General features: G+C 69.6%; 16 protein-coding genes. 10 read left to right on the top strand and 6 right to left on the bottom strand.

The annotated features are described in order from the left end of the window. Positions 1 to 182 precede the first annotated feature (182 nt). Positions 183 to 1355, bottom strand: a complete 1173-nt coding sequence (locus tag OXU32_14330) for a hypothetical protein (protein ID MDE0075130.1) — start codon at positions 1353 to 1355, stop codon at positions 183 to 185. Between the two features lie 250 nt (positions 1356 to 1605). On the opposite strand from OXU32_14330, the gene OXU32_14335 reads away from it, so the two are divergent. The 4 genes from OXU32_14335 (at position 1606) to OXU32_14350 (ending at position 4675) form a co-directional block, all read left to right on the top strand. Then, complete coding sequence (locus tag OXU32_14335) at positions 1606 to 3162, top strand: M28 family peptidase (protein ID MDE0075131.1); 1557 nt, start codon at positions 1606 to 1608, stop codon at positions 3160 to 3162. Between the two features lie 100 nt (positions 3163 to 3262). Further along, positions 3263 to 3922: a hypothetical protein gene (locus OXU32_14340; GenBank protein ID MDE0075132.1), complete on the top strand. Its 660-nt coding sequence runs from the start codon at positions 3263 to 3265 to the stop codon at positions 3920 to 3922. A 52-nt stretch (positions 3923 to 3974) separates the two neighbouring features. Continuing rightward, the gene (locus tag OXU32_14345) at positions 3975 to 4211 is read left to right on the top strand and encodes a hypothetical protein (GenBank protein ID MDE0075133.1); all 237 of its coding nucleotides are present in this window, start codon (positions 3975 to 3977) and stop codon (positions 4209 to 4211) included. Further along, positions 4208 to 4675, top strand: coding sequence for a type II toxin-antitoxin system VapC family toxin (locus OXU32_14350; GenBank protein ID MDE0075134.1), 468 nt, complete (start codon positions 4208 to 4210; stop codon positions 4673 to 4675). The genes OXU32_14345 and OXU32_14350 overlap by 4 nt, the downstream gene beginning before the upstream one ends. Here the strand turns inward: OXU32_14350 and OXU32_14355 are convergent. From OXU32_14355 to OXU32_14365, 3 genes are all read right to left on the bottom strand, one after another. Beyond that, positions 4672 to 6093 (bottom strand): FAD-dependent oxidoreductase, encoded by a 1422-nt coding sequence (locus tag OXU32_14355; GenBank protein MDE0075135.1) that lies wholly within the window; start codon positions 6091 to 6093, stop codon positions 4672 to 4674. The genes OXU32_14350 and OXU32_14355 overlap by 4 nt on opposite strands. Beyond that, entirely contained in the window at positions 6090 to 6620 is a 531-nt protein-coding gene (locus tag OXU32_14360) for a nuclear transport factor 2 family protein (protein ID MDE0075136.1), read from the bottom strand. Before OXU32_14360 ends, OXU32_14355 begins: the two co-directional genes overlap by 4 nt. An 84-nt stretch (positions 6621 to 6704) precedes the next feature. Further along, positions 6705 to 9317 (bottom strand): DPP IV N-terminal domain-containing protein, encoded by a 2613-nt coding sequence (locus OXU32_14365; GenBank protein ID MDE0075137.1) that lies wholly within the window; start codon positions 9315 to 9317, stop codon positions 6705 to 6707. Between the two features lie 226 nt (positions 9318 to 9543). Between OXU32_14365 and OXU32_14370 the strand changes: the two genes are divergently transcribed. The 3 genes from OXU32_14370 to OXU32_14380 all read left to right on the top strand — a co-directional run bounded on the left by OXU32_14370 (position 9544) and on the right by OXU32_14380 (position 13427). After that, complete coding sequence (locus tag OXU32_14370; protein ID MDE0075138.1) at positions 9544 to 9876, top strand: hypothetical protein; 333 nt, start codon at positions 9544 to 9546, stop codon at positions 9874 to 9876. 171 nt (positions 9877 to 10047) lie between these two features. Further along, positions 10048 to 12153, top strand: a complete 2106-nt coding sequence (locus OXU32_14375; GenBank protein ID MDE0075139.1) for a M28 family peptidase — start codon at positions 10048 to 10050, stop codon at positions 12151 to 12153. A 29-nt stretch (positions 12154 to 12182) separates the two neighbouring features. Then, positions 12183 to 13427 (top strand): hypothetical protein, encoded by a 1245-nt coding sequence (locus tag OXU32_14380; protein MDE0075140.1) that lies wholly within the window; start codon positions 12183 to 12185, stop codon positions 13425 to 13427. Positions 13428 to 13432: 5 nt separating this feature from the next. Here OXU32_14380 and OXU32_14385 read toward each other — a convergent pair whose 3' ends face one another. Then, on the bottom strand, positions 13433 to 14437 hold the full coding sequence (locus OXU32_14385; GenBank protein ID MDE0075141.1) for a DUF1028 domain-containing protein: 1005 nt from the start codon (positions 14435 to 14437) through the stop codon (positions 13433 to 13435). Between the two features lie 60 nt (positions 14438 to 14497). Beyond that, positions 14498 to 15412, bottom strand: a complete 915-nt coding sequence (locus tag OXU32_14390) for a DUF3810 family protein (protein MDE0075142.1) — start codon at positions 15410 to 15412, stop codon at positions 14498 to 14500. Positions 15413 to 15618: 206 nt separating this feature from the next. Here OXU32_14390 and metH point away from each other — a divergent pair, with 206 nt between their 5' ends. Genes metH through OXU32_14405 form a run of 3 tightly spaced genes read left to right on the top strand, consistent with a single transcriptional unit; the run spans position 15619 to position 23493 of the window. After that, the gene (gene metH / locus OXU32_14395) at positions 15619 to 19350 is read left to right on the top strand and encodes a methionine synthase (protein MDE0075143.1); all 3732 of its coding nucleotides are present in this window, start codon (positions 15619 to 15621) and stop codon (positions 19348 to 19350) included. Next, positions 19347 to 21182, top strand: a complete 1836-nt coding sequence (locus tag OXU32_14400) for a bifunctional homocysteine S-methyltransferase/methylenetetrahydrofolate reductase (protein MDE0075144.1) — start codon at positions 19347 to 19349, stop codon at positions 21180 to 21182. Before metH ends, OXU32_14400 begins: the two co-directional genes overlap by 4 nt. Positions 21183 to 21195: 13 nt before the next feature. After that, the gene (locus OXU32_14405) at positions 21196 to 23493 is read left to right on the top strand and encodes an amino acid permease (protein MDE0075145.1); all 2298 of its coding nucleotides are present in this window, start codon (positions 21196 to 21198) and stop codon (positions 23491 to 23493) included. Positions 23494 to 23555: the final 62 nt, after the last annotated feature.

Raw genomic sequence — 23555 nt, forward strand, 5'->3', positions numbered from 1 at the left:
ACCTGATGGACCAGCCGCTCAAGGTGCTCTGCGAGCTCGGCGGCTGGAAGGAGGCCAGGACGGTCCTCCAGTGTTATCAGCGAGCCGACGAGGGACAGCTCAGGACGGCTCTGGAAAACCGCCGGAGGGCTCGCGCCTGAGAGTTCGCGATCCAGCGGGAACGAAACGGCGGGAGCCGGACCTTATGTTCCCGTAACGTCAATCACCTCAATCAGATGTGAATCCGCTCGACACTGCCCGTCCGGCGAGAGCGAGATGTACTCGGCGATGCCGTCGCCCGGCGTCAGCTCGACCGGGTCGCGTGTGCTCCCGTCCGCCGCGACCGCGTAGTACCGGCGCCACCCGTCGGGCTCGGCCTGGAAGATGATGTGGTCGCCGGCCCAGATGACCTCGCGCACCTCGCGGTAGATGCTGTCGCCCGGCGGGCTGTGCCACACTTCCACCGCCTCGCCCGTGCGTGCGTCGCCGACCCAGATGGAGAAGTCGTAGCCGCCGGCGAACCAGGCTTCGGTCATTCCGGCGGGCCACGCGTCCTCGGTTCCGCCCTCCTCGGGGGCGCCGCCCCGCTCCGCCCGCGCGCCGAAGGGCAGCCCGGGCCTGCGGATGAAGGCGACCCTCGCCCCGTCCGACGACCAGGTGGGGCTGGTGTCGCGGTCGACGGCAGGGCCCAGGTATGTGATTCCGGGACGCTCGGTGTCGTACACGCCGACGAAGCTGTGATCCTCGCGGTCGCTCACGAAGGCCAGGCGACGCGAGTCCGGCGACCACACCGGATCGCCCTGGCTGCCGAACACGCTGAAGAGCGGCCGCTCCGGGTCGCCGGCCGCGACCCCGGGGTTGACCGGCGCCCGGTAGATGTCGCCATCGCTCTCCCATGCGATCCACTCGCCGTCGGGAGAGAGCGCCACGTTCCAGGCCTCCGCCACCCGCCAGGGCTCGCCGCCCCCCGTGCTCACGGCCCAAGCGGCCCGTTCGGCGCCCCGGGGATCGCTCGCCGGGTTGGCGATCCACCCCTGCCTGTTGGGGGTGTGCCCGCGCAGGAAGACCAGCGTGGAGCCGTCGTCCGAGATGCGCAGGTTGGACAGGTCGCGCCCGTCATCGTCCTCAAAGCGCGTCAGCCGCACCGGCGCGAAGCCGGGCGCCTCTGCCGTGTACACGTTGCGCTTCCCCTCCTCGTACTCGATCCAGGCGATGCGGTCGGCCGCCCGGGCCGACACCAGCTGCACCGGATAACCGGGGCTGAGCACGTCCTCGATGGAAAAGCGCTGCGCGTGGGCGGGCACGGCGGCAAGCGCGGCGAGGGCTGGGGAAGCAAGCAGGGCGAGAGCCGGGAGCGGCAGGCGAGCGCGCGTCATGATTCGCCTCCGGAGAGATGGGCGAGAAGCGGAACCGTGGAATGTCAGCATGACACCACGCCAACCATCCGGCAACGTGCTTGACGCGCATCACGGCACCCGGACCAACGGACCCATCGCACCGGTCGCTCGGCTGGCATCAGTGGTCCGCAGTCCAGTCGCCATCGCCGCGCCCCGCTGGCGCTCCCCTACCCGTTGGCCCATCCTGACGGCTTGGAACCGGCATGCACGCAAGCGAAGGAACCATCCCATGACCATCAAGCGCACCATTCTCGCCGCAGCGGTCCTCTCCCTCGCGGCGCCGCTGCCCGCCCAGACCTTCCCGACCGACGACCCCGTCATCCAGGCGATGTGGGAAGAGGGCATGGGCCCGCAAAGCCAGGCCTTCGACCTCGCGCAGGCGCTGCTCGACTCCATCGGCCCCCGGCTGATGGGCTCTCCGGCCTACTCGCGGTCCGCGGACTGGCTGATCTCCAACTACGAGCGCTGGGGCATCGAGGCGGAGCGACAGGAGTACGGCACCTGGATCGGATGGGAGCGCGGCTTTACCCACATCGACATGGTGGAGCCCCGCAGACGGACGCTCGAGGGCACGCTGCTCGCCTGGAGCCCCGGCACCGACGGGCCCGTGGAGGGTGAGGTGGTCGCGCTGCCCGACTTCGCCGACGCTGCCGAGCTGAACGCCTGGCTGCCGTCTGCCGAGGGCAAGTTCGTCGCCGTCTCCTTCGCCGAACCCACCTGCCGCGAGGACCAGTCGTGGCTTGACCACGCCACCCCGGAGTCCTTCCAGCGCATGACCGAAGCCCGGGAAGCGGCGATGGCGGAATGGCAGGCCAGCTATCAACTCACGTTCATCCCCAACGCAGGCCCTCAGAGGCTGGAGAGCGCCGGCGCCCTCGGGCTGATCACCGGCAACTGGTCCCGGGGCTGGGGCGTGGACAAGATCTTCGCCTCCGCCACTCGCGAGATCCCCTCGCTTCATCTGGCGTGCGAGGACTACTCCCTGCTCCACAGGCTCGCGTCGCGGGACCAGGGCCCGCGCATCCGCCTGGACGCGGAGGCCGAATTCCTGGGCGACGTGCCCGCGTTCAACGTGGTGGCCACCATCCCCGGCACCGAGCTGCCCGACGAGTACGTGCTGCTGAGCGCGCACCTGGACTCATGGGACGGCGCGTCGGGAGCAACCGACAACGGCACCGGCACCATCATGATGCACGAGGCCATGCGCATCCTGAAGGAGACCTATCCCAACCCGCGGCGCACCATCATGGTGGGGCACTGGGGCGGCGAGGAGCAGGGGCTGATCGGCTCCAACGCATTCTCGGTCGACAACCCCGAGGTGGTGGACGGGCTTCAGGCCTCGTTCAATCAGGACAATGGCACCTGGCGCATCGACTTCATCCGCATGCAGGGCTTCCTGGGCGCCGGCGAGCACTTCGCCCGCTGGTTCGAGCGCATCCCCCCGGAGATCACCGGCCATATCGAGCTGGATGTCCCGGGGGTGCCGGAGACCGGGGGCTCGGACCACATGTCCTTCATCTGCAAGCCCGCGCCCGGGTTCCGGCTCCAGTCCAACTATCCCGACTATCGCCAGTACACCTGGCACACCAACCGCGACACCTTCGACAAGATCGTCTTTGACGATCTGCGCAACAACGCGACCCTGGCCGCCATGCTGACCTACATGGCGTCGGAGGACCCGGAGCGCATGGATGTGACCCAGCGGGTGCTTCCGGTGAACCCGAACAACGGCAGGCGCGGGGCGTGGCCGCAGTGCCGGGTGCCGCGGAGGAGCTTCGCGAGGTAGGCGGGGCCGCGGTCACGGGCGCGATGCGGCGGCCCGTAGGCGCAGGAAGGACCGCGTGATCCCGGGCACCGGATCTGGATCGGGCGGGTAGGAAGCAGTCATGAGGACCCCGCACCGCACCCGCATCCGCATCGCCATCCCGGCGCTGTTCCTCCTGGCCGCTGGCGCGGCGCTCGGGGCTCTGAACGCGGAAGACACCCACCCACGCCTGCACGACCCCGGGAACGCCCGCTCCCAGCCGAGCCTCGCAGTGGGCGGCACCACGGCGCGGGATACGATCCCCATCCAGTCCCTCCTCCTCTGGGGCGGCGTCAACGCCGACCGCGTGCCCTTCCTGGAGCCCGTCTTCGTGATCGCCGCTCCGCCCTCACTCCCGAACGCGACCGGTGACTACCGGGTTGCCGGTCGGGCCGGCGATGGAAGCGTGCTCTTCTCTCTCGACTTCGAGATGCCGGTCATCGCCGATGGCGACGGCAGCTCGAGCTTCCTTTTCATGCTTCCGGTGCAACCGGGTTGGGAGGGCCGCCTGGCCAGCGTCACGCTCACCGGACCGGGCGGATCGGCCACGCTGGACGAGGACAGCCGCCGTCCGATGGCGATCCTGCGCGACCCCGGCACCCGTCGCATTCGGGCCATCCTGCGCGACCTTCCGCCGAGCATCGAGACGCAGGCCGACGCGGACGAGGCGGTGGATCGGGATCCCGGCACCGAGGTGCTCTTCAGTCGCGGGATTCCGGGTCCGGGAGCCTGGCGACGCTGACGGCCATCGGCCGGTGCTTGCAGATTGATGTCTGTGACACTAAAATGCTGTCATGAGCGTTCAGATCACCATCCGAGGCGTGCCCGAGGACGTGCGCGACAAGATCGCCGCGCGCGCTGCCGCGAAAGGCCAGTCCATGCAGGAGTACCTGCGTGGCGAACTGGTGCGGCTGGCGGCCAAGCCTTCGATCGAGGAGTGGCTCAGGGACGTCCGCGCCCACAAGCGCGCGATGAAGAACAGCGTGACCACCGAGGAGATTCTGCGCGCGCGGGACGCCGATCGGAAGTGACGGTCGTCGTCGATGGGTCGGTGCTCGCGGCGGCCGTCGCGCACCTGGGACCGGATGGAACCTGGTCCGAGGCCGCGATCGCGGAGGCGTGCGGGAAGGGTTCGATGGCGGCTCCCCAGATGGTTCCGGCCGAGGCAAGCAACGCGCTTCGCCGCATGGAGTTGACCGGGCATCTTCCGAGTTTTGAAGCGGCTCTCGCGCGCCGCGACCTGCTCACGCTCGAGATCGAGTTCTACCCGTTCGCCCCGTTGGCAGACCGCATATGGGAATTGCGCCACAACATCACCATCTACGACGCGTGGTACGTAGCGCTCGCCGAGGCCCTTTCCTGCCCGCTGCTCACCCTCGACCGCCGCCTCGCCCGCGCTCCCGGCCCGACCTGCGAGATCATCACCCCACCCGACCTCCGCATCATACGCGAGCCCGCCATAGCCTCGGGCTGGACGCCGTTCTCGTCCGGTTAGACGTCTCCCTCGCCACCGCGCGCGGGGAGCGCAGCGAGCTGGCGGGCTGCGCGAATGCCCGAGAGAAACGCGCCGTGCACGGTCGATGGGAATTCCACGTGTGTCGCCTCACCGGCAAAGAACAGCTTGCCGCCGATGGGCTCGCCCAGTGCGGCGTATCGCTGATACGAGGATCCGGCCGCGACGTACGAGTAGGACCCCTGGGCCCACGGATCCGAGCGCCAACGTGTGATGAGGGCATCCACGGGCGGCGGGATGACGCCATACATGCTCGCGAGCGCCGCAACCGCCTGCGCGATGACTTCCTGGTCTGAAAGCCCCTCGATCCGAGCGCCGTAGGCCCCGGCGTTGAACATCATCAGAATCGGATGCCCCGTGTAAGGATACAGGTTGAGGGTCTCGGCCCACTGCCCTCTCCGGGCACCGACGTAACCGATGAGTTCCACGTCGCTGTCCCAGAACACGTCTTCAAACAGCAGGCACGTCTTGTTGAGCACGCCCATTTCCAGGCCATCGATCGCGTCGCGCTTCCGTAGCGGCAACGCGGGCAGGAACGATATGAGGTCCTGCTTCAGCACTCCGAGCGGAACCGTCACCACGACTCGGGTGGCCTCGAAGGTCGCACCGGCGGCCGTCGTCAGGATGATGTCCGTCCCCGCGTAGTCGATCTCCGTCACGGCTTCCCGGAACCGGATGTCCAGGCCATCCGCCAGAATGTCGGCGACCTGTCCGTATCCGCCCGGAAACACCGCGTCGTGGCCGCCATACTCATCTCCGCCCTGGATGCTCTCCAGCGAGAGGTTCCGCAGGTCGGCGGCGTGCTCGTGCTCGACGATGGTGTTCAACAGATAGTCCAGGTAGCGCCGGTCAGGGGCCGTCAGCGGCTCGATCTCGAGCAGCTGTTCGTAGACGGACTGGAGGTTGGTGCCGGGCTGGCCCTCCGCCAGCCGCCAGAACCGGCGCAGCGCCCGCCCGGTGGATGGTGACGGCCTCTCGGCATTGTGGAAGCGCACCACGTCGTTGTCGTAGTCGGTGGGGTGCGTCCCGATGCCGTTTTCCCTGGCGATGGCGGTGATGGGGTTTCCGTCTACGCCGTGGATCCAGGATGCCCCGAGATCGACGGAAATGTTGCCGCCAATGGCGTCCGTCCAGAGGCGCCCGCCGATTCGGTCACGCGCTTCCAGAATCGCAACGTCTGCGAATCCGAACTCACGGAGTTCGGCGGCAGCCGCCAGGCCGGCCATGCCTGCGCCGATGATGAGGACTCTCTCGTCGCGCCGCGAAGAATCAGCGGCGGTGGCGCCGCGGTGCGAAGGAACACCACGCAGTTTCGCCAGTGAGGACGCGCCGGGCGCGAGTCCGGTCGCGGCGAGTGCGCCTTTGAGGAAGGTGCGGCGAGTCAGCCTCCGCCCTGTCACGGAGCCCCGTCCTCCGCGCCTGCCCGCGGGACGGGCGCGGAGGTGTGGCCGCTCAGGATGCGCCACCCGTCGGCCTCGTGGACCCAGACCGTCGTCATCGCCCCGCCGTACGTGAACGCGAACCCGTCTTCGCCCTCGAGCGTGCTCTCGAACAGAGACCGGACGAGCGCGACACCCGGCGCCAGCGCCTCGATGTCGGTGCTCGAGTACTCCGTGGTGACCCGCATTCCCGGGCCGAGACCCTCGAGCGCGGCGCGCACGTCGGCCGCCGACTCGTAGCGCAGCGCCCCGCTCTCATAGAACCGAAACGCGGGGGACTCGGAGTAGAAGCCGGCGACCACCGTCGGGTCCGGGCTCGAGCCGAGTTCGCGAAACGCATCGAGCGCATTCGACACGCTGTCGCGGACCGCGGCGGCGTGAGCCTCCGACAGTCCGGCGGGGTCCGGGTCGGGCCGGCAGCCGGAAGTCGCGCAGAGGGCGAGACACGCGGCCGCCAGCAGCTGTCGGCGAAGGGAAGCTGATCTCATGCTCCGTAACCCTCCAACGCGGTTGCTCCGCGGCGGCGCTCGGTCGGCATCGCAGGTGCGTCCGGTCGTGCTCGGATCCCCCGCTCAGCGTGTCTGCGGCGCGTTCATCTGCAACGGGATGATGTCCACGTCCCAGCGGGTGTCGCCCAGCAGGTGCTTCACGAAGTACTCGGCGCGCAGCCAGAACCAGTAGTCGCTCATGTCGCCGAAGCCGTGGCGCTGGCCCGGGAAGATGAAGAAGTCGAAGCGCTTGTTGGCGCGGATGAGGGCCTCCGCCATGCGGAAGGTGCCGGCGTGGTGCACGTTGTTGTCGTTGTCGCCGGTGGTGAGCAGGAGGTGGCCCTTGAGGTTGGCGGCGAGGTCGGAGTTGCGCTCGATGTCGTATTCGAAGCTCACATTGCCCTCGTCGTCCACGACCTCCTTCACGCCGTGGTGGGTCTCCGACCAGGACCGGTTGTACACGTCGTTGTTGTGGTTGCCCGCCGACGACACCGCCACCTTGAAGAAGTCGGGATAGACGAGCATGGCCGCGGTGGACATGAAGCCGCCGCCGGAATGGCCGTATATTCCCACTTTGTCTATGTCTATAAAGTCGTGGCGGTCGGCCAACTGTTCGATGACTGCTTTCTTGTCAGCCAGTCCATAGTCGCGCAGGTCGCCATATCCATAGTTGTGGTACCACTTTGAGCGATCGGGGTGGCCGCCCCGGTTCCCCATGGTCACGACGATCATGCCGAACTGCGCGAGCGCCTGCTCGTACGGGTTGGCCGACCACGACTTCGACACCGACTCGGTCTGCGGTCCCGGATAGACGTACGCCACAATGGGATACGTCTTCGAAGGATCGAAGTCGTAGGGCTTGTACATCACCCCGTAGATGTCGGTTACGCCGTCCGCGGCTTCCACCTGGTAGGGCTCGGGGAAGTGGTATCCGGCCGCATCCAGGGCCCCGAAGTCGGCTTCGCCCAGGTCCATGATGCGCTGGCCCGAGGCGTCGAACAGCGCGGATGTGGGAGCCGTGTTCACGCGCGAGTAGTTGCTGACGAAGTAGCGGTTCGACTCACCCATCTCGGACTGGAAGTCGAAGTTCCCGGGGTTCAGCAGCGTGAGCCCGGTCCCGTTCAAGCTCACCCGATAGAGGTGCGCGTAGTAGGGATCCTCGCCCTCCTCCCGGCCCTGCCCGGTGAAGAAGACGAAGCCGCGCGCCTCGTCCACGCCGACGATGCCGTCCACGTGCCAGGGCCCCTCGGTGAGCCGCTGCCTCAGTTCCCCGTCGGGCCCGTACAGGTAGAGGTGGGCCCAGCCGTCCCGCTCCGACCACCACAGGATGTCGCCGCCCGCGAGCATCTCGACCGGGCGCGTCTCGATGTATGTGTTCAGGCTGTCCACGAAGAGCATGCGCGCGTTGCCCGTGCCGGCGTCCGCAACCATGACCGCGGCCCGGTGCCGGTCCCGGCTCAGGCGCACGAAGTAGAGCTCCTCGGAGTCGTCGGAGATCCACAGCGAGCGGTCAGGTTCCTCGGAGTCCGGGTAGTCGAACTGACGCTGCGCCGTGATGCGCAGATCCTCGTCCTTCCACGGCTCGTGCGAGACCGTCACCTGGCTCTTGGAGGCGAGGTCATAGACGATGATCTCCTCCTGGGTCACCGACTCCTCCCCGGCCATCTCATAGGAGTAGGTCTCGAGCTCCGGGCGGTCGTTGCCATTCCCCACCACGTGCACCACCCAGAGCTCGCCCACCTCGCGGTTGTCGCGCCGGATCAGCGCAAAGCGCTCCGAGTCCTTGGCCCACGAGATCGACGCCGCCTTGCGGTCATCCTTCTCCTCCTCGAGGGAGACGTTGGTCTCGCCGCGGCCGGTGTAGTTGGCCTCGTAGGTGTAGTACTGCTCGCCGTCGGTGGTGAGTTGGGTCTCGGTGACCTCGACATCGTCCTCGGCGTCGTCGGCTTCGTCCCCGGACTTGGCCCGGCGGGCCTCGAGAATCTGCTCGTAGTCGTCGCCGCTCATCATGAACAGGTTGTGGTCGCGGGCGAAGACCACGGTCTGGCCGTCAGGGGACACGCTGGCCCAGTCCGGATGATTGTCGGGCGCCTCGTAGTCCTCGAGCTCACGCAGCGTCCGGGTCGACACCGTGTACTCGAAGTGGTGCACGCGCTTGCGGGTCGAACTGCCCGAGTCGTCCTCCTCCTCGTCCTGATCCTCCTCCACTTCCTCGTCCTCATCCTCCACCTCCTCGTCCTGCGAGGATTCCACCTCGAAGTGGAGGATGTTGTCGCTGATGAAGCGGATGTTACGGATGGGCAGATGCTGCCCGTCCCACGGATCGCGGGTGATGCGCGTCAGTTCGGCGGCGATGCGGTCGTTGTCGAAGAGCAGGGTGCGCGATCCGGCGCCGGGATCGACGATGTAGAAGAACGTCCCGTCGGCGTTCTCCCACTCGTACCAGAACCTGTCGGTGCCCTCGATCCACTGCGGATCGACCGATGTCGAATGCACCATCTCGCTGATTCGGTAGGGCGCGAAGCGGGCGGCGAGCTCGTAGTTCGCCGGACCGGCCTGGGCATCGGACTCCTGCGGGGCCGGAATGGGAGCCGCCTCCGCGGGGCGCGGCGCGAGCGCGATGAGCATGAGGAGGGGCGAAAACGCGCGCGGCGCGGGCGAAATCGGACGGGAGAGAAACCTGACGATGGCGTTCATGGTAGGGCTCTGTTCGGATGGAGGGACGACACGGCGGTTGCCCGGGACAGTGGTGCACAAGTGAATCCGTCGCCGAAAGCGGGGCAAGGGCGTTGAGGCTCACCTCGATGGGCCCGGGGAAGACCGGTCGGGGAACCATCCCGCGGGTTCATGCGATAAACGAGTCGCGCGCGGGCGCTTCGAGCCGCGGCGCCGGCGCCGGTTTCCTCGAACGGGGCGGGAAGGCATGGAAGCGGAAATCCTGATCGTGCTGGTATCCGTCTTCGTCACCGGCGGCATGATCGGCGCGGCCGGCATCCTCCTCGCCCAGTTCTTCATGCGCCGCATTCCGGGAGTGAGCGCAACCGGCGCCCCGACCCGTGCCGAACTCGAGGGAATCCGCCGCGACGTAACCGAGATCGCCTACCACCTGGGGTCGGTGGAGGAGCGCCTCGACTTCGCGGAACAGCTGCTGGGAGGCGCGACCCCGACCGAGGTGCCCAGGGCCGTGACGAAGAAGGCGGAGGGTATCGCGCGCGTGTCCGGCGGGCCCGGAGGTGGCGGCACCCCCGCGGGTTGATGCACTTTGCGGGCGGGACGGACGGCAACGAGCGCTAACGAGCACCGTCCGTTCCCTTCCACCCCGCATCCGCCACCCCGACCCCACACGCACATGCGCCATCCCAGCCGCTCCACGGCCCCCCGTCCCATCGTCCACCGCCCCTGCGCTTTCCACGCGCCGATCGCGCTGATGTTCGCGGCCGCGCTCGCCGCCGCAACGCCCGCCACGTCCCAGGAACCTTCCCCCACCGGCTTCACGGAAGCCCGGGCCGCCTCGCAGCTCGTGTGCGAGGCCCGCTTCCTGGAGCTGCCCCGCAGCGACTCGTTCCGCGAGCATCTGCGCACCATCACCGCAAACCCCCACCCCGCCGGCTCGGAGGCCCAGCAGCGCGTCGGCGAGTACCTGGCCGGGGCGATGGAGCGCGCGGGCCTGGAGGTCGAGCGCCACCCCTACGACGTGTACCTGCCCGAGCTTACCGACGACGTGGAGGTGCACATCGTCACCCCCGTGTCCATGCAGTTGTCGAACCGCGAACCCGAGCTCCCGGAGGACCGCTTTTCGGGCCATCCCGACCTCCTCAACGGGTGGAACGCCTACTCGGGGTCCGGCGACGTGACGGCCGAGGTGGTCTACGCCAACTTCGGGCGGCGCGAGGACTACCTGGCACTCGACTCCATGGGCGTGTCGGTGGCCGGCAAGGTCGTCATCGCGCGCTACGGCGGGAATTTCCGGGGCTACAAGGTGCTGTTCGCCGAAGAGCGTGGAGCGGCGGGCGTGGTCATGTTCAACGATCCCGGCTTTTCCGATATCGACGCCTATCCGGATGGCCCGATGATGAACGGGCAGACGATCCAGCGGGGCTCGGTGCTCACCCTTCCCTGGACGGGCGATCCGCTCACGCCGTTCGTTCCGGCGCTGCCCCTGGACGGCGACATCCAGGTGGAGCGCCTCGACCCGTCGGAGGTGGCGCTGCACACCATCCCCGTGCTCCCCATCGGCTACGAGGCGGCGACCGAGATCCTGTCGCGCATGACCGGGCGCGCCACCCCGCCCGGGTGGAGCGCCGGGATGGAGCTCGACTACCGCCTGACCGGCGGACCGGAACTCACGGTGCGCGTGCGCGTGAATCAGCCGCGCCGGCTGACCCGCGCCACCAACGTGGTCGGCACGCTGCGCGGAAGCGAGTTCCCCGACGAGTGGTTCATTCTGGGCGCGCACTACGACCCCTGGGGATTCGGCGCGATCGATCCCAACGGAGGCACCGCCATGCTCCTCACCCTGGCGGAGGCGCTCGGCGCGCTGGCCCGGGACGAGGCGTGCCGGCCCCGGCGCTCGATCATGATCGCGCACTGGGACGCCGAGGAGTACGGCATCATCGGCTCGACCGAGTGGGTGGAGCACTTCCGCGAGGAGCTGGAGGCCAACGCGATCGCGTACATCAACGCCGACGGGGCGGTGTCGGGCGGGCGGTTCGGCGCGTCCTCGTCACCCTCGCTCAAGGGCCCGATCATCGAGGCGGTGGGCCGCGTGGCCTATCCGGGCGAGGACGGCACCATCCTGGACTGGTGGCTCGAGAGCACCGCCGACGAGGCGGAGGAGCCGGCGATGGGCAACCTGGGCGGCGGGTCGGACCACGTGGGCTTCTACACGCACGCCGGCGTGCCGTCCGGGGCGCTCTCGTCGGGGAATCCCGGCGGAGTGTACCACTCCAACTACGACAACTTCGCCTGGTACGAGCGGTTCGGAGACACCGACTTCGTCTTCGGGCCGATGATCGCACGCGCGGACGGCATCCTCGCGCTGCGCTTCGCCAACGCCGACGTGCTCCCGTACGACGTGGCCCGCTACGCGTCGGACACGCGCACCCACGTGGGCACTCTGAACGATGTGGCCGAGGCACGGGGGCTGCGCGTGGACTTCTCCGCCCTTGCCGAGTCGACGCGGGAGCTGGACGAGGCCGCCGCCGAACTCGTGGCCGCCCGCGACCTCTGGATCGCGTCCGGGGACGTCGACCCCGCCGCCGCCGAGGCCGTGAACCGGGCGCTGATCGGGCTGGAGAAGGCGTGGCTGAACGACCGCGGGCTCCAGGGGCGCCCGTGGAGCCGCTCGATCTACGTCTCGCCCGACCCCTTCAGCGGGTACGCGTCGTGGATGCTTCCGGGGCTGCGATACGAGCTGGAGACCAACGACCGCGCCGACCTTCCGGGGTGGGAGCGGGTGTACGTGGCGGCGGTGCGGGACCTGGCGGCGCGCATGCGGGAGGTGGCGGCGATGATCGAGCGGGCGGGCGGGTAGTGCCGGCGTCGGGCATATGAGGAGGCTTCATGCGCAGTAGTATCACGGACGGACGTCGCATAGTATCAACGGCCTTGGCGATCTTCCTGATCCACGCGCTCTCGGGGTGCGCGCCCGAAGGCAGCAGCGACGCCGACGCTGGCGAGGGCCTCGACTTCGAAGCCCTCTCGGCGGCCCTCCTCGCGCGGATGGACCTGCAGCCCGGTGAGCGCGTCCTGCTGGTCGGGGAGGGCGGCAACCGCTGGGATGCAATCGTCCCGTTGCTGCGCGCCGGCGTCAGGGCGGCCGGCGGGGTGGATCTGGGTGCGGTCGATGTCCGTGGCGCAGTGCTTGGGGCGGATGAGGCGGTCGCGGGAGCGGACCCGTCAGCAGGTCGGCCCGCAGAGTTCGCGGCTGCCCTGGAGACTGCGCCGGAGGGGTGGGCGGAGCCGCTCGCCACGGTAGATGTCGCGGTCAAGCTCCCGGGGGCCGCGGCGGACCCGACGCGGGACAACGACGTGTACCGCGCGCTGCAGGACGTGCTGCGGAGCGGGCGGGGGCGGACCGTTCACTTCCACTGGGCCGGCGCCACCTCGTTCGAGATGGTGGAGCTTGCCGTCGACGACCGGGTGGATCGCGTCTACCGGACCGCCGTGCTGGACACCGACTACGCGGCCCTCGCCGACGCGCTGGTGGCCTTCGAGGCGGCGCTCACGAGCGGGCCCGTGCGGGTGACGACGCCCGCCGGTACCGACATCACCTTCCTTGTGGACGACGGACCGGTGACGCGCCAGGACGGGGACGCGTCGGCTGCGCGTGCGCAACGTGCGCGCAACCTGATCGATCGCGAGGTGGAGATTCCCGCGGGCGCGGCGAGGGTCCTGCCGCTGCTGGAAACGGTGGTGGGGCAGATCGCCTTCCCCCCCGCGCTGTGGGGCGGTGAACGCGCGGAAGGGGTGGTCCTGCGTTTCGAGGGAGGCCGCGTGGTGGAGGTGGAGGCCGACGCCGGGCGTGACGGGGTCGTGCGCGAGATGGACGAAGCCGGAGAGGCGGGCCGGACCTTCCGCGAGCTGGGGGTGGGGTTCAACCCGTTGCTGGCGATTCCCGAGGGCGAGGAGTGGATCCCGTACTACGGCTACGGGGACGCCGTGGTGCGGCTGTCGCTGGGCGACAACACCGAGCTGGGCGGGTCAGTCGGGGGCGGCTACGTGCGCTGGAACTTCTTCGCGGACGCGACGGTGACGGTGGGGGGTGAGATCTGGGTGGAGGGTGGAAGGCTGGTGGAGGGGCGTTAGTCCACCTACCGCCGCCTCCGCGCCCGCCGCTCGACCGCCATCTCCACGAGCCGGCGCAACTCGGCGATGGGCTCCGCGTGGTCGTCGACCTGGAGGCGCAGAACCACGTCGTTGTTGAGCCAGACGCCGCCGTCTTCCTTGACGATCAGCAGGGCTGCGGACTGCATGCCGCGGGTGTCGCCGCCCGCCGCCTGACCGGCCTCCAGGGCGGCCACCAGCCGCTGGGAGAGGTGGCCGGGGGTGTTCTCGAAGGCGGTGACCATGTCGTCCACGACGGCGGGACCGGCCAGGATGTTGCCCTGCGCGGAGGTGTAGCGGCCGATGCGGTGCCCCGCCCAATCGCTGGCGCGCGGGCCGGTGTGGGTCGCCATCTCGCCGCGTGCGTTCATGACCGAGAACTGGCGGCCCTCGATGCTCCACCGCTCCGGGTCGGGATTCGGGTCGGCGGCCAGGACGCGCTCCACCACCTCGGCGGGCGAATATCCCTCGCGCAGGAGCGCGAGTGCCTGCGGGCCGTAGCTCACGTCCACCACGGCCTGGGTGGCCACCACCCCGACCCCGGCCTCGCCCCAGATGACCCCGTTGCCCACGCTGAATACCCGCGACTGGACCGCCACTCCGACCTCTTCGGTTTCCGGGTCGTAGCCGACGATCGAGAAGGTCCCGACGGTATCCCAGGGGGCTCTGCTGGCGGCGGTCACCGGCCCGCGGACGGGCACCCCCGGGCCTCCACCCCTCCCCAGGACGTAGCGCCCATCCGGATGCATCCTGACGAGCGTAATCCCCCGATACTGGTATGCGATGACCATGTTCCGAGCGGCCGCCTGCGCCCACAGCTTCGCGAGGAACGGTCCACTCTGGTTGCGGATCCGCATCGCATCCACCCCCTCCACCTCCACGACCTTCTCGACCAGCCAGCCGGTCGTCTCCTCGACCGGCGGAGTCGTCGCGCAGCCGCCCAACACCAACGCCAGCACGAGCGCCGTCCAGTACATCCTGCCATTACCCATCATTGCGTTCCTTCCAGCTGTGCAGTCCTGCCCGTCTCCCAGGCGCGCCGAACTGTGCCGCTATGCCTCCGCAGCTCGTCTCTCGCTCGTGTACAGGAAGTTCGTGAAGCCTTCGTCGTAGTCCGACAGTCCGTTCTGGCCGGTGAGCTTCATGCGCTCGTCGTAGAGGCGGCGCATCAGGTTCGCCACCGTTCCCTCGGCGGGTCCATCCTCGGGATGCAGTGCCATGAAGTCGTCCCGCAGTTCCTCGCGCAGCGCTCCCTCCTCGATCATCGTCCGGTAGCGCACCGGCTCGCGGTCCGCCAGCACCCAGAGATTGCGGTGGAGCCGCTCGCAGCGTGCCGACTGCACCAGCACCGCCTCGCCCGAGCCGACCATCGACAGGTATCCCAGCACCTGCGCGTGCAGCTCCTTCAGATACCCTTTCCGGTGCGAGAACTCGTGCGCGATGATGTGCGGTTCGAAGACACCCGCGTCCCGGAGGATGGACACGTCGCCCGAAAAGATGTCGCAGGTGCCGAGGGCGAAGGGAAAGACGAGTCCCGCGAGGGTGAACTGACGTATCTCCGAACTGGTTTCGACGCGCTGGTCGGTGATGTCGGCGATGAAGTCGGTCAGGTGCCGGTTGATCAGGCGCGCGACTTCCGCCCGCGGGATGCGCTCGGCGGTGTATTCGTCGTTCACGCGCTCCGTGAGCCATTCGACCTCGCGCTCGCGCTCCTGCTCGGGCATCGGTGTGAGATGTTTCACGTCCGCTCCGAAGGTGTCCAGGAAGTCGATGGCGCGCACGTTGCGGCGGGCGAACCAGTCGACCGCCACGCTCCCCGCGTAGGCGCCCAGCGCCACGGCCTGGAGTGCGCGCCCCGGGGGTGTCGCCCCCAGCAGGATGCGCGAAGCGAGCGGCGCCGCGACCATCAGGTCGGTCAGCGAAATGGGCGAGTAGGTCGCCTGATTGGGGATGCGGACGGTTTCCATGACCCTCCCGGGGTTGCTGTAGGCGTTCCCGGCGTAACGGCGATCGTTCCCGCGCGCCGACCGGTCTTTCCGGTGCAACGACAAGCCTGCTCGGCGCACCGGCATGCGCTCCCGGAGTAAACGGCAACCGGACCCGAAAGTTCCTGGCGGGACCCGGTGCTCGCTCCTGCGGTATCGGAGACGCCTTCCGTTACTATACTGACGCCATGACTACCTCCGCATCTGCCCCTGCCCCCGACCCGTCCGTCCGCGCCCGGCGCGTGACCGCGCTGGAGCATGCCCTCGAGGACCGCATCCTGGTCCTGGACGGCGCGATGGGCACGATGATCCAGCGGTACCGGCTGGACGAGGACGACTTCCGGGGCGATCGCTTCGTGGACCACCCCCACCCGCTCAAGGGCGCCAACGACCTGCTCTCGCTGACCCGGCCCGAGGTCATCCGCGAGATCCACGAGGGCTATCTGGCCGCCGGGGCGGACATCGTCGAGACCAACACCTTCAACGCCACCTCGGTCGCGATGGCGGACTACGGCCTCGAGACGGCGGTCTACGACATCAACCTGGAGTCTGCGCGCCTCGCCCGGGCCGCGGCCGACGCCTTCACCGCGCGCAACGCCTCCCGGCCGCGCTTCGTGGCGGGCATCCTGGGACCCACCAACCGCACGGCGTCCATCTCTCCGGACGTGAACGACCCGGCCTTCCGCAACGTCACCTTCGACGAACTCGCGGCAGCCTACGACGAGCAGGCGCGCGGCCTCCTGGACGGCGATGTCGACGTGCTCATGGTCGAGACCGTCTTCGACACCCTGAACGCCAAGGCGGCGCTCTTCGCGGTCCGCTCGCTGCTCGACCGGCGCGGGCTGGACGTCCCGGTCATGGTGTCGGGCACGGTGGTGGACGCGAGCGGCCGCACCCTCTCCGGGCAGACGGTGGAGGCGTTCCTGAACTCGGTGCGTCACGCGGACCCGCTCGCCATCGGCCTCAACTGCGCGCTCGGCGCGGCCGCCCTGCGCCCGCACGTGGAGGAACTCGCCACCCGCGCCGACCTCCTTGTGAGCTGCCACCCCAACGCCGGCCTGCCCAACGAGCTCGGCGAGTACGACGAGACCCCGGAGTCGATGGCCGGCCAGATGGGCGAGTTCGCGCGCGCGGGCTTCCTGAACATCGCGGGAGGATGCTGCGGCACGACTCCGGCGCACATCGAGGCCATCGCCGAGGCGGTGGCGGACCTCCCTCCGCGCCGCCCGCCGCGCATCGAGCGGCGCTCCCGCCTCTCCGGGCTCGAGCCGCTCAACCTGGGCGCCGACTCGCTCTTCGCCAACATCGGCGAGCGCACCAACGTCACCGGCTCGGCCCGTTTCCGCAGGCTCATCAAGGAGGGCGACTTCGAGGCCGGGCTCGAGGTGGCGCGCCAGCAGGTTCGGAACGGCGCGCAGCTCATCGACGTGAACATGGACGAGGGGCTGCTGGATTCCGAGGCGGCGATGGTGCGCTTCCTGTCGCTGATCGCTTCCGAGCCGGACATCTCGCGGGTGCCGATCGTCGTCGACTCCTCGAAGTGGAGCATCCTCGAGGCGGGGCTCAAGTGCGTGCAGGGCAAGGGCATCGTCAACTCCATTTCCCTGAAGGAGGGCGAGGAGGACTTCCGCCGGCAGGCCCGCATGGTGCGCCGCTACGGGGCCGCGGTGATCGTGATGGCCTTCGACGAGGAGGGGCAGGCCGACACCCTGGAGCGCAAGGTGGAGATCTGCCACCGGGCCTACCGCATCCTCACCGACGAAGTCGGTTTCCCGCCCGAGGACATCATCTTCGACCCGAACATCTTCGCCGTCGCGACCGGGATCGAGGAACACGACCGCTACGCCGTCGCCTTCATCGAGGCGTGCCGCGCCATCAAGCGCGAGCTTCCCGGCTGCAAGGTGAGCGGAGGGGTGAGCAACCTCTCCTTCTCCTTCCGGGGCTCGGACGCGGTGCGCGACGCCATGCACTCCGTGTTCCTCTACCACGCCATCCGGGCGGGGATGGACATGGGGATCGTGAACGCGGGCGCGCTGCCGGTCTACGACCAGATCCCCGCCGAGCTGCTGGGACCCGTGGAGGACGTGATCCTGGCGCGCGACTCCGGGGCCACCGAGCGGCTGATCGGGCTGGCCGGCGAGTACCGGGGGGTCGCGCAGCGGGTGAGCGGCGCGGACGACGGGTGGCGCGAGGAACCGGTCGAGAAGCGGCTGGCGTACGCTCTGGTGAAGGGCATCTCGGAACACATCGTCGAGGACACCGAGGAGGCGCGGCAGGCGCGCGAGCGGGCGCTGGACGTCATCGAAGGCCCGCTGATGGACGGCATGAACGAGGTGGGTGACCTCTTCGGCGCGGGGCGCATGTTCCTGCCGCAGGTGGTGAAGAGCGCGCGCGTGATGAAGAAGGCCGTCGCGTACCTGGTGCCCTTCCTGGAGGCCGAGAAGGCCGGAAACGGACAGGCGCGTGCCGCCGGGCGGGTCGTGCTCGCCACGGTCAAGGGCGACGTGCACGACATCGGCAAGAACATCGTGGGCGTGGTGCTCCAGTGTAACAACTACGAAGTGGTGGACCTGGGGGTGATGGTGCCGGCGGAGCTCATCCTCGAGACCGCCCGCCAGGAGGGGGCCGACGCCATCGGGCTCTCGGGGCTGATCACGCCGTCACTCGAAGAGATGGTGCACGTGGCTTCCGAGATGGAGCGGCTCGATTTCCGGCTGCCGCTGCTGATCGGCGGCGCGACCACCTCGCGCACGCACACGGCGGTGAAGATCGAGCCCTGCTATTCCGGGCCCGCGGTTCACGTGCACGATGCGTCGCGCGCGGTGAGCGTGATGAGCCGGCTGCTGAACGAGCGCGAGGCACCCGCCTTCCTGCAGCGAACCCGCGCGAGCTATGCGGAGCTGCGCGCCAGGCACGCCGGCAAGCAGGCCCGTGCCCGCATCCTTCCGCTGGAGAAGGCCCGCGCGCGAAAGCTCGCCATCGACTGGGCATCGGAGCCGCCGGTGGCGCCGCGGAGGCTCGGGATCCGGGTGCTCGCCCCCTTCCCTCTTGCCGAATTGCTCCCCTACATCGACTGGACCCCCTTCTTTCAGGCCTGGGAGATGGCGGGCAGGTTCCCGGCTATTCTGGATGATCCCGTGGTGGGCGAGCAGGCGGCGGTGCTGCATCGGGACGCCTGCGCGCTGCTCGACGAGATCGTGCGCGAGGGGCTGCTGGAGGCGAGGGGTGTGGTGGGCATCTTCCCCGCCAACGCGGCCGGCGACGACGTGGAGATCTACGCGGATGAGGGGCGGAGCGAGACGGTGGCGATCGCGCACGGGGTGCGCCAGCAGTTCGAGAAGGCGTCGGGGCGTCCCAACTCGTGCCTGAGCGACTTCGTGGCGCCGCGCGGGACGGGGATCGCCGACTACCTGGGCGCGTTCGCGGTGACTGCGGGCGCCGGTCTGGACCAACTGTGCCGCCGCTTCGAGCGGGAGCATGACGACTTTTCCAGCATCCTCGCCAAGGCTCTCGCCGACCGGCTGGCCGAGGCCTTCGCGGAGCTGCTGCACGAGCGCGTGCGCAGGAAGGCCTGGGGATACGTCCCGGACGAGGATCTGGACGGGGAGGCGCTGATCGCCGAGTCGTACACGGGCATCCGTCCCGCGCCAGGGTATCCCGCCTGTCCGGACCACACGGGCAAGCGCACCATCTTCGAGTTGCTGGACGCCACTGCGCGCGCCGGCATCCGGCTCACCCAGAGCTGCGCCATGACCCCTGCGGCCAGCGTGGCGGGATGGTATTTCGCGCACCCCCGGGCGCACTACTTCGGCGTGGGCCGCATCGGGCGCGACCAGGTCGAGGACTACGCGCGCCGGCGGGGAATCGGTGTGCCGGAGGCGGAACGGTGGCTGGCCCCGAACCTGGCGTACGACCCGTGAGCGTTGCTCTGCGCGACCTGATCGCCGACGGGCGCGCGCACGTGGTGGACGGCGCCATGGGCACGATGCTCTACGGCAAGGGTGTGTTCGTAAACGTATGTTATGACGAGCTTAACCTATCGACACCCGAGATGGTGCGCGAGGTTCACGACGAGTATGTGCACGCCGGCGCCGAGATCCTCGAAACCAACACCTTCGGGGCCAATCCGGTGAAGCTGTCGGGGTTCGGGCTGGAGGAACGCACCGAAGCCATCAACCGGGCGGGAGCAAAGCTCGCGCGCGATGCGGCGGCGGGACGGGCCACCGTGGTGGGGGCGATGGGCCCGCTCGGCATCCGCATCGAGCCCTGGGGGGCGACGGCCTTCGAGGAGGCGGTGGCGTTCTTTCAGCGGCAGGCGCGGGGGCTGATTGACGGCGGCGTGGACGGCTTTTGCCTCGAGACCTTCAGCGACCTGGGCGAGCTGGAGGCAGCCTTCCGGGCGGTGCGTTCGCTCACCGACCTGCCGGTGCTGGCGCAGGTCACCATCGGCGACAACGGCGCCACCCCCGGGGGCACCACCATGGAGGCCGCCGGGGCGGCGATGGCGGAGTGGGGGGTGGAGGTGGCCGGCATCAACTGCTCGGTGGGCCCGGCGATCATGCTCGACGCGGTGGAGCGCCTGGCCGCGAGCTCCGGGCTGCCCGCCTCTGCCCAGCCCAACGCCGGGCTGCCGCGGGTGGTCGAGAACCGTCAGATCTACATGGCCAGCCCGGAGTACATGGGCCAGTACGCTCGCCGCCTGGTCGCCGCCGGCGCGCGCTTCGTGGGCGGGTGTTGCGGCACCACCGCAGCGCACGTGCGCAAGATCCGCGACCACGTGGCCAGCGTACAGCCGGTCCGCGTGCGGGCGGCCGCGCGCGCCGGGGCAGCCGAGCGGACGGGCAGGTCCGCGGTGCCGCTCGCCGAACGTTCCGCGTGGGGCAGGAAGCTCGCCACCGGACAGTTCGTGACCACCGTGCAGATCGCCGCCCCCCGCGGCTGGCTCATGGAAGAGACTACCCGGCAGGCGCGCGCGCTGGCGCACGGCGGGGTAGACGCGGTCTTCGTGGTCGGCGGCACCCGCGGGCAGGCGCACATGGACGCCCTGACCACGGCCATGGTGCTTGGCGACCGCGCAGGCATCGAGCCGCTGGTGCGCTACGTCTGCCGCGACCGCGACATGCACGGCATGATCAGCGACCTGCTGGGGGCGTCGGCGGCGGGCATCCGCAACCTGGTGATCGTGAGCGGCGAGTCGACCGACCTGGGCCCCTACGCGGACTCCACCGCGATCTCCGACATCGACTCGATCGGTCTGGTCAACGTGGTGCAGCGCCTGAACCGTGGCCTGGACGCGGGCGGCAACGACATCGGCGCGCCCACCGAGCTGGTGGCAGGGGTCGGGCTCGATCAGGCGGCGGTCGACCAGGCCTTCGAGCTCAGCCGCTTCGCCTGGAAGGTGGACGCAGGGGCGGACTTCGCCGTCACCCGGCCGCTCTTCGATCCCGGGCGCCTGGAGGACTTCCTGGCGCGCGCCCAAACCGACATCCCGGTAATCGCGACCCTGCTTCCCCTCGCGTCCCTGCGCAACGCCGAGTTCATGGCCAACGAGGTGCCGGGCGTCGAGGTGCCGGAAGGGATCGTGCAACGGATGCGGGCGGCCGAGCGCAGGAGCGCCGCGCACGCCCGTGCGGAAGGACTGGCGATCGCGCGCGAGATGTTCGCCGGAGTGCGGCACCTGGTGCGGGGGGTACGCATCCGGCTGCCCGACGACGACCTGAGCCGGGCGGCCGAACTGCTCGGCCGGTTGTAATACGGAGGACGCGGTGCAGGTTCAGGAACGGCACATGGGCTTGTTCGGCGCCACCATCCTGGGGGTGGGTGCCATCGTGGGCGGGGGAATCCTCGCGCTCGCGGGCACCGCCTTCTCGGTCGCCGGGCCGAGCGCCATGGTCTCCTTCGCCATGAACGGCGGCATCGCCCTGCTCACCGCGGCCAGCTTCGCCCGCCTGGCCCGCCGCTTCCCCGAGTCCGGCGGGACCTACACCTACGCCAAGAACGTCTTCTCGATCGAGCTGGCCTTCGTGGTCGGCTGGGTGGTGTGGTTCGCTTCGATCGTGGCCGGGGTGCTGTATGCGCTCGGGTTCGCGGCGTTCTTCATGGAGGGGCTGTTGCGCGCCCTGCCGCAACTGGCCGAGACCCGGCTGGGCGGCGACACCGCCCGCCTGGCCGCGGCCGCGATCGCCATCGGCGCCTACATGCTCGCGCTGGTCCGCCGCGCGGCGGGGGGCGGCACCGCGGAGACCATCGGCAAGGTGGTGGTGTTCGCGGTGGTCATCGCCGGCGGGGCGTGGGCGTGGGGCACCGGGTCGCCCGGCGAGCTGGCCGACCGGCTCAACCCGTTCTTCACGGAGGGAGCGGGCGGGGTGGTGCGGGCGATGGGCTACACCTTCATCGCGCTCCAGGGGTTCGACCTGATCGCCGCGGTGGGGGGAGAGGTGCGCGAACCGCAGCGGACCCTCCCGCGCGCCATGTACCTCTCGCTCGGCATCGCGCTCGCGCTCTACCTGCCCATGCTCTTCCTGTTCGCCACGGTGGGGACACCGGCGGGGGCGGGGGGGGTGGCGGCGGTGGCGGCGGCCAACCCGGAAGGGCTGGTGGCGGCGGCGGTCGAGGAGTACATGGGGGTGGCGGGCTACTGGCTGGTCATCGGCGCGGGGATCCTGTCGATGCTCTCGGCACTTCAGGCGAACCTCCTGGGCGCGTCGCGGGTCGCCTTCGCCATGGCCCGCGACCGCACCCTGCCCCGCCGGCTTGCACGCATGCGCGGGTCGAGCGGCACCCCCGCGACGGCGGTCGTGGTCACGGGCACGGTGGTGGCGGCGATCGCGATCGCCGTCGGCGAGGTCCCGGCCGCCGGCGCCGCCTCGAGCCTCATCTTCCTCATCTCCTTCGCCATGGTGCACGTCGCGACGGTCCTGGTCGAGTACCGCTCCGCCTCGCGGCGCATCCCCTTCCTGCCCGTCCTGGGCGGCGTGTGCTGCGCATCGCTCGCGGCCTTCCAGATCTTCGCGGTGCCCTTCGCCGGCAGCATCGTGATGACCTGGATCGCCATCGGCACCGCGTTCTACCTCACCCTCCTGGCCCCCGCAGCGCGCCTCACCGACGTCTCCGCAGAGGCCACGCATCCGCATCTAACACTGCTCCGGGGGCGGAGCCCGCTGGTGCTCGCACCCATCGCCAACCCGGCCAGCGCCGCCAGCCTGGTGGACATCGCCGGAACACTGCGCACGCCGGGCTCGGGCCGCGTCCTGCTGCTCACGGTTCTCTCGCCGCCGGACGCGGCGTCCCCATCGGAATCCCGGGTCATCGACGCGCAGACCGTGCTGGGCAAGTCCATGGTGCACAGCGTGGAGCACTCGATGATGGCGGAGATCCTCGTCACCACCGCCCCCGATCCCTGGACGGAGATCGCGCGCGTCGCGGAGGAACACCGTTGCGAGACCGTGTTGCTCGGACTGCCCAACCTCTCCGACCCGGTCGTCGAGTCCGCGCTGGAGCGGCGCATCGCGGCGATCGGCTGCGACGTGGTCGTTGCGCGGACCCCTTCAAGCTGGCGCATGGACGATGTGGAGCGGGTCCTGGTGCCCCTCGGAGGACGTCGGAGCCACAGCCGCCCCCGGGTCCGCCTGCTCGCCAGCCTGGCGCGCACGAAGGGGCGAGCCATCACGTATCTCGCTACCACTCCTCCCTCGGCATCGAAGGAGGAACGCCGCCGATTCGAGCGCGAGATTCACAGAATGGTGCGCGACGAAGCCACCGGCTCCTACGACATCGTCGTGGAAACCGGCGCCGACCCGGGAGAAACCATCATCCGGCATGGCCGCGGCTCCGACCTCATCGTCATGGGCATGCGCACCGAATCGGGCGGCCGGCGAAGCCTCCGGGGCACCCCGCACGCGGTCGCCGCAGGGTCGAACAAGCCCCTGATTCTGCTCGGCAGCGCCCCGCTCTCCACCCTGGTACGCACCGGAAGGGACCTGCTGGCGCCTTCCCGAAGGAGAGCATCTCGTCCGAAGGCAACGGGAACGGGCGAAGCCGACCCGCAGCCTCCCGCGTCATAGGGGGCCGACACACGGGTGCCGCATCAACCATCCCGCCAAAGGAGCAGGAGCGCGCCACTCCA

It is taken from the genome of Gammaproteobacteria bacterium (assembly GCA_028819075.1).
Taxonomy (GTDB): domain Bacteria; phylum Gemmatimonadota; class Gemmatimonadetes; order Longimicrobiales; family Gaopeijiaceae; genus BD2-11.